This is a genomic window from Caulobacter soli (assembly GCF_011045195.1).
Classification (GTDB): Bacteria; Pseudomonadota; Alphaproteobacteria; order Caulobacterales; family Caulobacteraceae; genus Caulobacter; species Caulobacter soli.
Map to the genome: position 1 here is coordinate 466,303 of NZ_CP049199.1, position 13,212 is coordinate 479,514.

At 69.5% G+C, this 13,212-nt stretch carries 12 protein-coding genes; 5 read left to right on the forward strand and 7 right to left on the reverse strand.

Annotated features, from left to right (window positions below; genetic code table 11):
- Window positions 1-6 precede the first annotated feature (6 nt).
- Window positions 7-705: a dienelactone hydrolase family protein gene (locus G3M62_RS02200; protein ID WP_165184368.1), complete on the reverse strand. Its 699-nt coding sequence runs from the start codon at window positions 703-705 to the stop codon at window positions 7-9.
- A gap of 137 nt (window positions 706-842) precedes the next feature.
- Here G3M62_RS02200 and G3M62_RS02205 point away from each other — a divergent pair, with 137 nt between their 5' ends.
- The 3 genes from G3M62_RS02205 (at window position 843) to G3M62_RS02215 (ending at window position 4,360) form a co-directional block, all read left to right on the forward strand.
- Window positions 843-2,462 carry a tryptophan halogenase family protein gene (locus G3M62_RS02205; RefSeq protein WP_165184370.1) on the forward strand — a complete coding sequence of 540 codons (1,620 nt, stop codon included), beginning with the start codon at window positions 843-845 and terminating at the stop codon, window positions 2,460-2,462.
- Window positions 2,459-3,175: a DUF6445 family protein gene (locus tag G3M62_RS02210; RefSeq protein WP_165184371.1), complete on the forward strand. Its 717-nt coding sequence runs from the start codon at window positions 2,459-2,461 to the stop codon at window positions 3,173-3,175. The genes G3M62_RS02205 and G3M62_RS02210 overlap by 4 nt, the downstream gene beginning before the upstream one ends.
- Before the next feature lie 348 nt (window positions 3,176-3,523).
- Window positions 3,524-4,360 (forward strand): alpha/beta fold hydrolase, encoded by an 837-nt coding sequence (locus G3M62_RS02215; protein WP_165191168.1) that lies wholly within the window; start codon window positions 3,524-3,526, stop codon window positions 4,358-4,360.
- A gap of 102 nt (window positions 4,361-4,462) precedes the next feature.
- Here G3M62_RS02215 and G3M62_RS02220 read toward each other — a convergent pair whose 3' ends face one another.
- The gene (locus G3M62_RS02220) at window positions 4,463-5,365 is read right to left on the reverse strand and encodes a LysR substrate-binding domain-containing protein (protein WP_165184373.1); all 903 of its coding nucleotides are present in this window, start codon (window positions 5,363-5,365) and stop codon (window positions 4,463-4,465) included.
- A gap of 119 nt (window positions 5,366-5,484) precedes the next feature.
- On the opposite strand from G3M62_RS02220, the gene G3M62_RS02225 reads away from it, so the two are divergent.
- Together G3M62_RS02225 and G3M62_RS02230 are read left to right on the forward strand one after the other, a co-directional pair.
- Window positions 5,485-6,240: an SDR family oxidoreductase gene (locus G3M62_RS02225; RefSeq protein ID WP_165184375.1), complete on the forward strand. Its 756-nt coding sequence runs from the start codon at window positions 5,485-5,487 to the stop codon at window positions 6,238-6,240.
- Window positions 6,241-6,263: 23 nt separating this feature from the next.
- On the forward strand, window positions 6,264-6,635 hold the full coding sequence (locus tag G3M62_RS02230) for a nuclear transport factor 2 family protein (RefSeq protein WP_165184377.1): 372 nt from the start codon (window positions 6,264-6,266) through the stop codon (window positions 6,633-6,635).
- Window positions 6,636-6,783: 148 nt separating this feature from the next.
- Here the strand turns inward: G3M62_RS02230 and G3M62_RS02235 are convergent, their stop codons facing one another.
- Genes G3M62_RS02235 through G3M62_RS02255 form a run of 5 tightly spaced genes read right to left on the reverse strand, consistent with a single transcriptional unit; the run spans window position 6,784 to window position 13,129 of the window.
- On the reverse strand, window positions 6,784-8,439 hold the full coding sequence (locus tag G3M62_RS02235; protein WP_205691935.1) for an alpha-glucosidase: 1,656 nt from the start codon (window positions 8,437-8,439) through the stop codon (window positions 6,784-6,786).
- 16 nt (window positions 8,440-8,455) lie between these two features.
- Window positions 8,456-9,145 carry a response regulator gene (locus G3M62_RS02240; RefSeq protein ID WP_165184380.1) on the reverse strand — a complete coding sequence of 230 codons (690 nt, stop codon included), beginning with the start codon at window positions 9,143-9,145 and terminating at the stop codon, window positions 8,456-8,458.
- A gap of 7 nt (window positions 9,146-9,152) precedes the next feature.
- Window positions 9,153-11,846 carry a sensor histidine kinase gene (locus G3M62_RS02245; RefSeq protein WP_165184382.1) on the reverse strand — a complete coding sequence of 898 codons (2,694 nt, stop codon included), beginning with the start codon at window positions 11,844-11,846 and terminating at the stop codon, window positions 9,153-9,155.
- Complete coding sequence (kdpC, locus tag G3M62_RS02250; RefSeq protein ID WP_165184384.1) at window positions 11,847-12,425, reverse strand: potassium-transporting ATPase subunit KdpC; 579 nt, start codon at window positions 12,423-12,425, stop codon at window positions 11,847-11,849.
- Between the two features lie 14 nt (window positions 12,426-12,439).
- On the reverse strand, window positions 12,440-13,129 hold the full coding sequence (locus G3M62_RS02255; RefSeq protein WP_165184385.1) for a TorF family putative porin: 690 nt from the start codon (window positions 13,127-13,129) through the stop codon (window positions 12,440-12,442).
- Window positions 13,130-13,212: the final 83 nt, after the last annotated feature.

The following is a 13,212-nucleotide window of genomic DNA, read 5'->3' on the forward strand; positions in this document are numbered from 1 at the left end:
TCCCGCCTAGCCCAGGTGCGCCTTGAAGAAGGCGGCCGTGCGGGCGTTGGCGGTCGTGGCGTCGGCCGCGTCATAGGCGTCGCCGTTGGGCCGCGCGAAGGCGTGGTTGCGGCCGGGATAGGTGTGGATCTCGATATGGGGATTGCCGTCCAGGGCGGCGTGGATCTTCGCCTGGGCCGCCGCGCCGATATATTCGTCGTCACCGGCCAGGTGCATCAGCAGCGGCTGGGTGATCCGCGCGCCCTCGTCGACATAGTTGTCGGTGCCGCCGCCGTAATAGGCCACGCCGACGTCGGCGTCGCTGGCCGCCAGGGTCCGGAAGGTCATCAGTCCGCCCAGGCAGTAGCCGGTCACCCCGACCTTGCCCGACGCGCCTTTCAGGGTCCGCGCGGCGGCGACCGTGGCCACCAGGTCGCTCACGCCCTTGTCGAAGTCGTAGCGGCCGTAGAAGCCGATGGCCTTCTCGACGTCGTCCGGCTTGTGGTCCGACAGGGCCAGGGCCGGCTCGAAGCGCCAGAACATGTCGGGGCACACGGCGATATAGCCCTGAGCGGCGATCTCGCCGGCGATCTGCCGGATGCCGTCATTGACGCCGAAGATCTCCTGGATCACCACGATCACGGGGACCGGGGCGGTGGTGGTCGGGCGCACCACGAGGGCCTGGAACGGGCCGTCGGGCGTCTGGATGGTCAGGGTCTCGCTCACGGCGTGCTCCTCGTGGGCCGGGCGCGACGACCGTCCCGGAACCTGGCCAGACTGGCGCAAGGACCAGGCCCCGGGCTTGAACGTTGGGTACGCGACTTGGCGATTGATGCGCGAGTCGACGGGGCGAGGAGGGCGGCGTGAACGAGACGGGCGGGAACGACGGCGGCGAAAGGCCGATCAACGACATCCTGATCGTCGGTGGTGGCACGGCCGGCTGGATGACGGCCGCGTATCTCGCCCGACGCCTGGGCTCGACCCGGCCGGACGGCGTGCGCATCACCCTGATCGAGTCCAGCGAGATCGGCATCATCGGGGTGGGCGAGGGCACCTTCCCCACGATCCAGAACACCATGCGCACGATCGGCGTCGACGAGGCGCGGTTCATGCGCGAGGCCGGGGCGGCCTTCAAGCAGGGCATCAAGTTCGTCGACTGGAAGACCGCGCCCAAGGACGGGGTCCACAGCCACTACTACCACCCGTTCGCCCAGCCCCGGCTGCTGAACGGCGGACTGGACCTGGCGCCCTACTGGCTGATGGGCGGGGCGGGCGAGGTTCCGTTCTCCGACGCCGTCACCCTGCAGGACAAGGTCTGCGACGCGCTGCGCGGACCCAAGCGGCTGGACGATCCGCAGTACGGCGGGCCGATGGCCTACGCCTACCATTTCGACGCGGGCAAGCTGGCGACCCTGCTGCGCGACGTCGGCAAGGCCACGGGCGTCAAGCACGTGCTGGGCAATGTGCTGGCTGTGAACAAGGCCGAGGACGGATCGATCGCCTCGGTCACCACCCGCGAGCACGGCGACCTGATGGCCGACCTCTATATCGACTGCACCGGTTTCGCCGGCGCTCTGATCGGCGAGGCCATGGGCTCGGCGTGGATCGACAAGGGCGACACCCTGTTCGTCGACCGCGCCCTGGCCCTGCAGGTCCCCTACGATCGTCCGGACGCGCCGGTGGCCACGACCACCATCTCGACCGCCCACGAGGCCGGCTGGACCTGGGACATCGGCCTACCCGAGCGCCGGGGCACGGGCTATGTCTATTCCAGTCGTCACACCACGGACGATCGCGCCGAGCAGATCCTGCGCGGCTATGTCGGCCAGGCCGGCGACGGTCTGACGCCGCGCCTGCTGAAGCTGAAGGTCGGCCATCGCGATCGGCACTGGATCAAGAACTGCGTCGCGGTGGGCCTGTCGGGCGGGTTCCTGGAGCCGCTGGAATCCACCGGCATCGTGCTGATCGAGGCGGCCGCCTACATGCTGGCCCGCAACCTGCCGCGCCAGGGCGGGATGGAGGCCGCCGCCCGCCAGTTCAACGCGGCGATGACCGACCGCTACCTGCGGGCCATCGACTTCATCAAGCTGCATTATTGCCTGAGCCAGCGCACCGACAACAGCTTCTGGACCGACAACGCCGACCCGGCCTCGATCCCGGAAAGCCTCCAGGACCATCTGGCGATGTGGAAGCACCGGCCGCCCAACGTGTTCGACTTCCCGAACCTGCACGAGAGCTTCAAGTACTTCAACTACCAGTACATTCTGTACGGCATGGGCTACCAGACCACCGTCGATCCCGCCGCCCACGTCCATGGCGACTTGGCCCGGGCCGACTTCGGGCGGGTGCGCGAGGCGGGCTTGCGCGCCGCCGCCAGCCTGCCCGATCATCGCGCCCTGCTGACCGACGTCTATGCGAAGGGCTTCACGACCAAGGCGCCCGACCTGGCCACGGCCGAGGCCGGCGAGGCGCCCCGGCGGTGAGCGATCCCGCCTTCGCGCCGACCCCGGCCCCCCGGGTCGAGACCCTGGAGATCGGCCAGGAGCGGCGTCCGGTCCTGATCCTGGACGGGCTGCTGACCGGCGCGGAGGCCCTGGTCGATTTCGCCGCCGTGACCGCCAGCCTGGCGCCGGTCAAGGCGGCCGCCAACTTCTATCCCGGCGTCCGCGCCCCGGCGCCGCCGGGCTATGTGCAGGCCCTGATCACCGCTCTGCGGCCGTATCTGGCGGAGACTTTCGGCGCGCCGGTCGGCGGCAAGGCCCACGTCACCTGCGCCCTGTCGATGGCCGCATTGCCGGCCGACCAGGCCAGCCTGCTCCAGCGCCTGCCGCACATCGACACCACCGCGCCGACCCAGCTGGCGATCCTGCACTATCTGTGCGGGCCCGAGCACGGTGGCACGGCCTTCTACCGACACCGCGCCACCGGCTTCGAGGCCGTCGACCCCGAGCGCGCGCCGACCTACCTGGCCGCGTTTCGCGAGGAGATCGCCACGCCGCCCGCGATCGCTGAGGGCTATGTCGCCGCCTCCAACGCCCTCTACGAACAGACCGCCGTGGTCGCCCCGGTCTTCAACCGGATCGTGGTCTACGCCAGCAACCTGCTGCACGCGGGGATGCTGCCCGACCGTCCGGCCAGCCTCGATCCGCGCCTGGGTCGACTGACGGCCAACACCTTCTTCCGCTTCGAGCCCTGATCGTCACGCGCCTGATAACCTCGGGCCTGCGCGCCAGCGCTGTCACGCGCTCAGAACCTTCAAGTCACGACAGGCATGTCCAAGCCCCGGGAGCGGGATCGTCCTAGCCTTCCGTCGGACTTCGGCGACACCCGCCGGATCGACAGAGAGGGCGGGCGCATGACCACATCTTCCGGTGACCAGAGTTCGCGTGAGCAGGGCGTGAGCGAGGCCGAAGGCGCATCGCGCCGCGGCGTCGTCACCAGCGGCCTGAGCCTGGCCCTTCTGAGCGCGCTGCCCGCCCTCTCCGCGTCCAAATCGTCCGCGGCGACGCCCAAGGCCTCGCCCAAACCCCCAGGAGACCACACCATGAGCAGCGGCTTCGTCACCACCAAGGACGGCACGCAGATCTTCTACAAGGACTGGGGTCCCAAGACCGCCCAGCCGATCGTGTTCCACCACGGCTGGCCGTTGAGCGCCGACGACTGGGACGCCCAGATGATGTTCTTCCTGGGCGAGGGCTTCCGGGTCATCGCTCACGACCGTCGCGGCCACGGCCGGTCCAGCCAGACCGACACCGGCAATGAGATGGACACCTACGCCGCCGACGTCATCACCCTGGCCGACCATCTGGACCTGAAGAACGCCGTCCACGTCGGTCACTCGACCGGCGGCGGCGAGGCCATCCACTACGCGGCGCGCGCCAAGCCCGGCCGCGTGGCCAAGGTGGTGCTGATCGGCGCCGTGCCGCCGATCATGGTCAAGTCCGACAAGAATCCGGGCGGCCTGCCGATCGAGGTGTTCGACGGCTTCCGCACCGCCCAGAACGCCAACCGCGCCCAGTTCTTCCACGATATCGCCGCCGGCCCGTTCTATGGCTTCAACCGTCCGGGCGCGAAGGTCTCTCCGGCCGTCGTCGAGAACTGGTGGCGCCAGGGCATGATGGGCGGCGCCAAGGCGCACTACGACTGCATCAAGGCCTTCTCGGAAACCGACTTCACCGAGGACATGAAGTCGGTCGACGTGCCGGTGTTCCTGATGCACGGCGAGGACGACCAGATCGTGCCGATCGACGACAGCGCCCGCATCGGCATCAAGCTGCTGAAGAAGGGCACGCTGAAGACCTATCCGGGCTTCCCGCACGGCATGGCCACCACCCACGCCGATGTGATCAATCCGGACCTGCTGGCCTTCATCAAGGCCTAGGTCTCTCTCGAGATCGCTGAAGGGGCGTCCGTCACCGACGGACGCCCTTTTTGCGTTTCGGGTCGACGCGACGAGGACCACGCACCGCGTTCGAAGCGAAATCTACCCCACCGGCCGATCGCGGCTGAACACGGCGGCCAGGTGATCGATGAACGCTCGCACGGCCGGCGGCAGGCCGCGTCGGGTGGTGAAGACGATGTGGACGATCCCGTCCTCGGACCGCCAGTCGGGGAAGACCTGGACCAGGCGACCGTTGATCAGGTCGGCCTTGCAGACGTGATCGGGCAGGAAGGCGACGCCGGTATTGGCCGCCGCCGCGTCGCGCAGGGCCAGGAAGTCGCCGCAGGTCATGCGCGGCTCGTGGCGGACCGCGCAGGTCGCGCCGTCCGGCCCCAGGAGGTCCCAGACCAGTTCGCCCGACTGATCGGTGGGGCTGAGCGTGGGCAGGGTCGAAAGCTGGTCGATGGCCAGGTCGCGGCAGCGCGCGGCCAGTTGCGGTCCGGCCACCAGGATGCGGCGCGAGCGGCCCAGGGTGCGCATGGTCAGAGCCGCGTCGGTGGTCAGCACGGTGCGCACCCGCAGAGCGACGTCGATCCGCTCGTCGATCAGGTCCACGGCGCGGTCGACCGCGATCACCTGCAGCCGCACCTTGGGGAACCGGGCCAGGAACTGCGGCAGGGTCGCCGACAGGGTCTCGACCAGGCCGGTGGGGCAACTGAAGCGGATCAGGCCGTGCGGTTCGCTCTTGGCCTCGGCGGCGACGGCGTCGGCCTGCTCAACGTCCAGGGCCACGATCCGGCAGCGCTCGTAGAAGGCCTGGCCGACCTCGGTAACCCGAAAGCGCCGGGTGGTGCGCTCGATTAGGCGGACGCCCAGCCGCGTCTCCAACTGGGCTATGCGGCGGCTCAGCGTCGACTTCGGCTGGCGCAGGGCGCGGCTGGCGGGCGCGAAGCCGCCATGGGTCACCACGGCGGCGTAGAGCAGGTAGTCGTTCAGGTCGGGCATGTCATTGTCCCATTATCGAGACAGTTAGTGCCACATTGGCCGACTACCGGCCAGATCGTTCCAGATGCATCTCTTTGTCCACGGCGAACGGTTCGCCGAGCAAGCCAAGGAGACTTCAGATGACCGGCAAGTTCGACAACAAGGTGGTGGTGGTGACCGGCGGCACCAGCGGGATCGGCCTGGCCACCGCCAAGCAGTTCGCGGCAGAGGGCGCGAGCGTCTTCATCACCGGCCGCCGTCAGGCCGAGCTGGACGCGGCGGTCAAGGCGATCGGCGGCAAGACGGTGGGCGTGCGGGCCGACATGTCCAAGCTGGCCGACATCGACCGCCTCTACGACGCCGTGCAGCAGCGCCACGCCCAGATCGACGCCCTGTTCGCCAACGCCGGCGGCGGCGACATGCTGCCGCTGGGCGCGATCACCGAGGAACAGTACGAGGACATCTTCGGCCGCAACGTGAAGGGCGTGATCTTCACCGTGCAGAAGGCGCTGCCGCTGCTGCGCGACGGAGCCAGCGTGATCCTGACGGGTTCGACCACGGCCAGCACCGGCACGGCCAATTTCAGCGTCTATAGCGCCTCCAAGGCCGCCGTGCGCAACCTGGCCCGCAGCTGGACCCTGGACCTCAAGGATCGTGGTATCCGCGTCAACGTGGTCAGCCCCGGACCGATCCGGACCCCGGGTCTGGTCGAGCTGGCCGGCACGGATCCCGCCGCGCAGCAGGGCCTACTGGACTACATGGCCAGCCAGGTGCCGATCGGCCGCGTCGCCGAGCCGGACGAGGTGGCCAAGGCCGTGCTGTTCCTGGCCTCGGAAGACTCCGCCTTCATGGCCGGCTCGGAACTGGCCATCGACGGCGGCGTGGCCCAGGTCTAGGCGGCGCGAAGGGAGACACCATCATGTCGACGACCATCGAAACCCTGCTGACCCGCAACCTCCACGAGGTGTTCGGCGAGCCCGATCCGGCCAAGCGCGCGATCGCGATCCAGGCGCTGTACGCCCCCGACAGCGTTTTCTCCGATCCGCATGGCCACTATGTCGGCCATCGCGTCTTGGAGGAGGCGGTCGCGGCGCTTCACGCCAAGCTGCCCGGCCATGTCTTCACGGTGATTAGCGGTCCCGACGTGCTGCGGGACAGCGGCCGCCTGGCCTGGGCCTTCGGGCCGCCGGAGGATCCCCGGCGGGTCACGGGCCTTGACGTCGCCGTGGTGAAGGACGGCCGGATCGCGGCGCTCTACACGTTCCTGGATGCGCCTCGCGCCGAGGGCTAGGGCCAAGCGAAATCTAAACGCCGTGCGTGGTCCTCGTCCTTCGACAGGCTCAGGATGAGGACCATGTACAGGTCTCGGCATTCGGAAACCTCATCCTGAGCTTGTCGAAGGACGAGGTTTTCGCCTCCCGAGCTGGATGTCGGTCCTCCTAGCCGGCCCCTACCGTCAGGATCGCCGAGGTCCAGCCGTCCAGAGTGACGGTCTGGGCCTCGATCCCGGCGGCTCCGAAGGCGACGCCCGAGATCGGATGTTCGGCGGGAACGGCGTAGCGCACCGTGTCCCGTCCGAAGTTCAGCAGCACCAGTAGGCCGCCCCGGCGGTAGGCGAAGACCTGCTCATGGTCGGGGTCGATGTCGCGGTAGTCGCCCTCGCGCAGGTCGACGCAACCGCGCCGCCAGGCGATCAGGGCGCGGGTGTGGGCCAGCACCGAATCCGGCCGCGCGGCCTGGTCCTCGGCGTTGATCGCCGCCGTATTCGGATTGACCGCCAGCCATGGTCGCCCCGTCGTGAAGCCGCCACTAGGGCCCGCCGTCCACTGCATCGGCGTGCGGCTGTTGTCGCGGCCCATGGCCCGGGCGTTGGCCAGGTATTCTTCTTCCGAGACCCGATGCTTCACGTCGCGCCAGCGGCCCGAGACCTCCAGGTCGTCGAAGTCGTCCAGAGTCTGGAACGGATAGTTGGTCATGCCCAGCTCCTCGCCCTGATAGAGGAACGGCGTGCCGCGCTGGGTCAGGATCAGGGTGTTGATCACCTTCGCCGAGCGCTCGACCCAGGCTGGATCGTCGTCGCCGAAATGCGAGACCGAGCGCGGGTTGTCGTGGTTGGACAGGAACTGGGTGTTCCAGCCGAACGGCTCCGCCGCCTGGTCCAGCTGGGTGTAGAGCGCCTTCAGCCGGGGCAGGGTCCAGGTGGTCTTGCGCCAGCCGTCGATGTCCATCCGCACGATGTCGAAATTGATCACCAGGTTCAGCTCGCCGCGCCGGCTGTCCATCAGGTCGCGGGCCGCGTCGGGCGTGACACCGAAGGCCTCGCCGACGGTCAGGGTGTCGTAGTGGTCCAGGACCTCGCGGCGCATCTCGCGCAGATGGTCGTGCAGCTTGGGGCCGGCGGCGTAGACGAACTGCGGCGCGCGGCGCTGCTCCGGCGTCAGGTCGGGCAGGCCGGGCTGCTTGGAAATGAACGGAATGACGTCCATCCGAAAGCCCGACACGCCCTTGTCGAGCCAGAACCGCATGAGGTCATGGACCTCCTCGCGAACCTTGGGGTTTTCCCAGTTCAGGTCCGGTTGCTTGGCGGCGAAATAGTGCAGGTAGTATTGGCCGCTGCCCTCGTCGAAGGTCCAGGCCGGGCCGCCGAAGAAGGCGCCGTAGTTGTTGGGCGGGCCGCCTTCCTTGCCGTCACGCCAGATGTAGTAATCCCTGTACGGATTATCGCGGCTCTTGCGGCTCTCGACGAACCAGGCGTGCTCGTCGCTGGAGTGATTGACCACCAGGTCGATGATCAGCCGCATGCCGCGCGCCGTCATCCCGGCCAGCATGGCGTCGAAGTCGGCCATGGTCCCGAACTGGGCCATCACCTTGCGATAGTCGCGGATGTCGTAGCCGTTGTCGGCGTTGGGGCTGTCGAAGTGCGGGCTGAGCCAGACCACATCGACGCCCAGGTCCTTCAGGTAGTCCAGCCTGGCCGTGATCCCCGGCAGGTCGCCCACCCCGTCGCCGTTCGTATCGAGGAACGAGCGCGGATAGATCTGGTAGACGACGGCGTCCTTCCACCAGGGGCGCGGCGCCGGTTGGTCATCGAGCACGAGCCGTCTCTCCGCGTCAGGCGACAAACCGGTAGCCGATCCCCGGTTCGGTCAGGATGATCTTCGGCGTCGCCGGATCGGCCTCCAGCTTGTGGCGAAGCTGGCCGACGAAGACGCGCAGATACTGGGTGTCGTGGGCGTGGGCCGCGCCCCAGACGGCGACCAGAAGTTCCTTGTGGGTCAGCACCTTGCCCGCGCCCAGCGCCAGGCGGACCAGCAGGTCGTATTCCTTGGGCGAGACCTTCACGGGCGTCCCGCCCCGGGTGACCAGCCGCTTTTCCAGGTCGATCTCGACGTCGCCCGCGCGGATCGGCCCGGTGGGCGCCGGCGCGCGCGCGGACTGGCGCAGGGCGACGCGCAGCCGGGCCAGCAGCTCGCCCACCCCGAAAGGCTTTTCGACATAGTCGTTGGCGCCCCGGTCCAGGGCCTCGATCTTCTCGACCTCGCGGTCGCGGGCCGACAGGATGACGATCGGCCCGTCATAGAAGGCCCGGGCCTTGGCCAGCACCTCCTTGCCGTCCATGTCGGGCAGGCCCAGGTCCAGCACCACGGCGTCGGGCGACCACAGGGCGATGCCGCGCAGGCCCTCCTGGCCGCTGTCGGCGCGCAAGGGCTCGTAGCCGGCCGCGTCCAGCGCGGGGCCGAGGAACCGGTGGATCTGGGGCTCGTCGTCGATGACGAGGATGCGATGGCGAAGCGCGGTCATGATGCAGTCATAGCAGGTGATGCGGCGTGGCGATCGTCTTGGGCAGACTGATCAGCACGCGCGTGCCCTTGCCGTCGTGGATCGGGCTGGCGGCGGCGATCCGCCCGCCCATGGCGTCGATGAAGCCCTTGGCGATCGACAGGCCCAGGCCCGCGCCCTGGCTGCGGTCGCTGGGCTCGTCCATGCGGCGGAATTTCTCGAAGACGTGTTCCAGCTCGGTCGGCGGGATGCCGCGTCCCTCGTCCTCGATGCTGATCACCAGGTTGGAGCGGTCCTCGTAGGCGGCCATCTCGATCCGCGCCTCGGGCGGGCTGTAGGCGATGGCGTTCTCAAGGACATTGACCACAACCTGTTCCAGCAGGCTGGCGTCGGCCTGGACCAGGGTGAGCTCGGCGGGGAAGTCGCGGCTCAGATCGCGGCCGCCCAGGCGGCGCGAGACGCGGTCGGCGGCGGCGTTGAGCACGTCGCGCACGTCGATCCATTCGGACCGCAGGCGCAGGGCGCCGCCTTCGATGCGGGTCATGTCCAGCAGGTTGGCGACATAGCGGTTCAGCCGTTCGGCCTCCTCGCGAATGCTGACGATCAGGTCGTCGCGCACCGGCTTGGTCAGCTTGTCGCCGTAGTCGATCAGGGTGGTCGAGGCGCCCAGCACCGTCGACAGCGGCGTGCGCAGGTCGTGGCTGACCGAGTTCATCAGAGCCGAGCGGAAGCGGTCGGCGCGGCGCAGGGTCTCGGCCTCCACGGCCTCGGTCGCCAGGCGCGAGCGCTCCAGCGCCACCGCGCCCTGTTCCAACAGGGCCAGGACCAGGCGTTCGTCGTCGGAACCCGCCGCCAGGATCCCGGCCTCGACGCCCGCCACGCCGGTCCGGCCGCGCACGCCGTCCAGTGGCCAGAAGGTCCAGCGAGCCTGGGGCAGGGTGCCCGTGCCGGCCCCGGCCGGCTCGCCGCGCTCCCAGGCCCAGCGGGCGGCGGCCATGGGGGCGGCGTCCAGCGGCTCGAGGTCCGGCGAGCCGGCGACCGGAACGATCTCGCCATCGGTGGGCAGCAGGACCAGGGTCCGCGCCCCGGCGGCCGCCGCGACCTGCTCGGCCAGGGCCCGGGCGACGGCCTCGCGGCCCGCCCCGGCCGACAGCGTGCGGCTGGCGGCCAGCAGGGTGGCCACGGCGGCGGCGCGGCGCTGCGAGCCCAGGGCCTGGTCCCGGACCCGGCCCGCCAGTCCGCCCGAGGCCAGGGCCACCGCCCAGAACACCACCAGGGTCAGGAAGTCGGTCGGCGCCCCGATGGCCAGCGTGTAGCGGGGCTCCAGGAACAGGTAGTTGTAGACGAAGAAGGCGACGGTCGCCGCCGCCAGGGCCGGCCGCAGCCCGTGCATCACCCCCGCCGCCAGCACCGCGGCCAGGAAGATCATCCCCAGGTCGACCCGGTCGAAGGCGACGTCCAGGCCCCAGGCCGCCAGGGTCGCGGCCAGCACGAACAGGGCGCCGACCGCATAGCCCTGCCAGGGACCCAGGCCCAGTCGCCGGGGCGGTCGCGGCTCGCGCTCGTGTCCGGCCTCGGTGACCACGTGGATCGCCTCGCCCCGCGCCTCGCGCAGCAGCGCCGCCGCCAGCGAGCGGCCCAGCGCCTCGCGCCAGCGACTGTCGGCCGACTTGCCGATGACGATCTGGGTGACGTTGTTGCGCCGGGCGTAGGCCATCACCGCCGCGACGATGTCGCCGCCGGTCAGGGCGACGGTCGCGCCGCCCAGCTGCTCGGCCAGGCGGAAGGCCTCGCGCAGCCGCACCGAGCCCTCGGCCCCGACCGCCGGCCGGTCGGTGCGCTCGACATGGGCCACGGTCCAGGGGGCATCCATCATCATGTCCGACAGCCGGCGACCGGCCCGGACCAGGCCGCCGGCCATGGCGTCGCCGCCCACCAGCACCAGGATGCGCTCGCCCGCCGCCCACGGCCCGTCGACGCCCTTCTCGCGCATGGCCGCGACCAGCTGGTCGTCGACGGTCTGGGCCGCGCGGCGCAGGGCCAGCTCGCGCAGGGCCGTCAGGTTCTCGATCTTGAAGAAATTCTCGGACGCCAGGCGCGCGGTCTCGGGCACATAGACCTTGCCGGCCGTCATCCGCTCGCGCAGCTCGTCGGGCGTGATGTCGACGACCTCGATGTCGTCGGCCCGCGACAGGGCGCTGTCGGGCACGGTCTCGCGCTGGCGCACGCCGGTGATCCGCTGGACCACGTCGACCAGGCTTTCCAGGTGCTGGACGTTCAGGGTTGTCCAGACATCGATGCCCGCCGCCAGCAGTTCTTCGACATCCTGCCAGCGCTTGGGGTGGCGTGAGCCGGGGGCGTTGGAATGGGCGTATTCGTCGACCAGCAGCAGCTTGGGCTTGCGGGCCAGGGCCGCGTCCAGGTCGAACTCCATCAGCACGCGGCCGCGATGGTCGATCGGTTGCCGCGCCAGCACGTCCATGCCGCGCAGCAGGCTCTCGGTCTCGCGGCGGCCATGGGTTTCGACCAGGCCGACCAGCACGTCCTGGCCCTCGGCCTTGCGGCGCCGGGCGGCGCGCAGCATCTCGTAGGTCTTGCCGACCCCGGGGGCCATGCCCAGAAACACCTTGAGGCGCCCCCGGCTCGCCTTGTTGGCGGCGGCCAGGAGCGCCTCCGGATCCGGACGGCCCTTTTCGGTGTATTTGGGATCGTCCGCTGGCAACTATCCGCCTTTCGGGAAACGGGCGTCGAGGGCGCGGTTGACCGCCAGGACGTTGACGCGCGGCTGGCCGATGAAGCCCAGCAACGGCGGCAGAACCTGACTGTCGACCACGGCCAGGACGGCCGCCTCGGGCGCGCCGCGCGCCTTGGCGATCCGCTTGGCCTGGAAGCGGGCATAGGCCGGCGAGATGTCCGGGTCCAGCCCCGAGGCCGAGGTCGTCACGGCGTCGGCGGGGATGGCCGCGCCAGGGTTTTCGGCGCGCAGGGCGTTAGCCTCTTCCTTCTCGCGGGCGATCAGCTTGTCGTTCAGCGGACCCATGTTGGAGCCGCTGGACGCCGAGGCGTCGTAGCCGTTGCCGGCCGCCGACGGACGCGGGTGCAGATATTCGGCCTTGGCGAAAGGCTGGCCGATCAGGGCCGAGCCGACGATCGCGCCCTTGGCGTCGCGCAGCAGCGAGCCGTTGGCTTGGGCGGGGAAGGCGGCCTGGGCGACGCCGGTGACGGCCAGGGGATAGGCCAGGCCCAGCAGAACCGTGAACAGGCCCATCGAGACGATGGCGGGGCGAAGGTGCGACAGCATGGTTTCAGCCTCTTCTAGAACGTGGCCTTGAGCGTGGCGACGGCGCGGCTGTCGTACAGCTTGCCGAAGTCATGCTGGTCGGTGTCGACATAGCGCAGGTCCAGGGCGAGCTTGTCGTTGATCGCATAGGCCGCGCCCAGATTCCAGGTCGTGTAGTCGCCGGGGCCCTTGTAGGTCTGGCGTCCCAGCGCGCCCGAGACGCTCCATTTCGCGGCCACCGGATAGCTGCCGTTGACCTCGTAATAGGTGGCTTCGTCGGCGGCGCCGAAGCTGTCGGGGCTGTAGAACACCGCGCCGCCCAGCGAACCCTTGCCGGCGGGAACCGAGGCCGCGACCTTGAACTCGGTGTTGGCGTAGTCCGCCCCCGAGGGCGCGTCGACATAGCCGTAATAGATCACGCCCAGGTCCAGGGTCGCGGGACCCAGGGTCGGCTTGAAGCCGGCGTAGAGATCGATCTCGGCGTCGGTGGAGTCGTTGAAGTCGACGTTGGAGGCCCAGGTCCCGGCGTAGAATTTGCCGGCCGTCAGGTCGACGCCGCCGAACAGCTGGGCGTTCTCGTCGGTCTGGCTGACGCCCCGGAACGCATAGTCGGAGGCGACGCCGACATTGTAGCTCAGCTGGGGCCCGGCCTGCGCCGAGACGGCGCCGGCCGACACGGCCAGGGCGCCGATGGCGAGCAGAGCGGGGAAAGCGAACTTGGTCATGGAAGTCGGTCTTTCAGGAAAGAAACTTGGCGAGGTTCAGAGGGCTTGAGCGGTCACGGCGGCCAGAATGATCAGGCCGATCG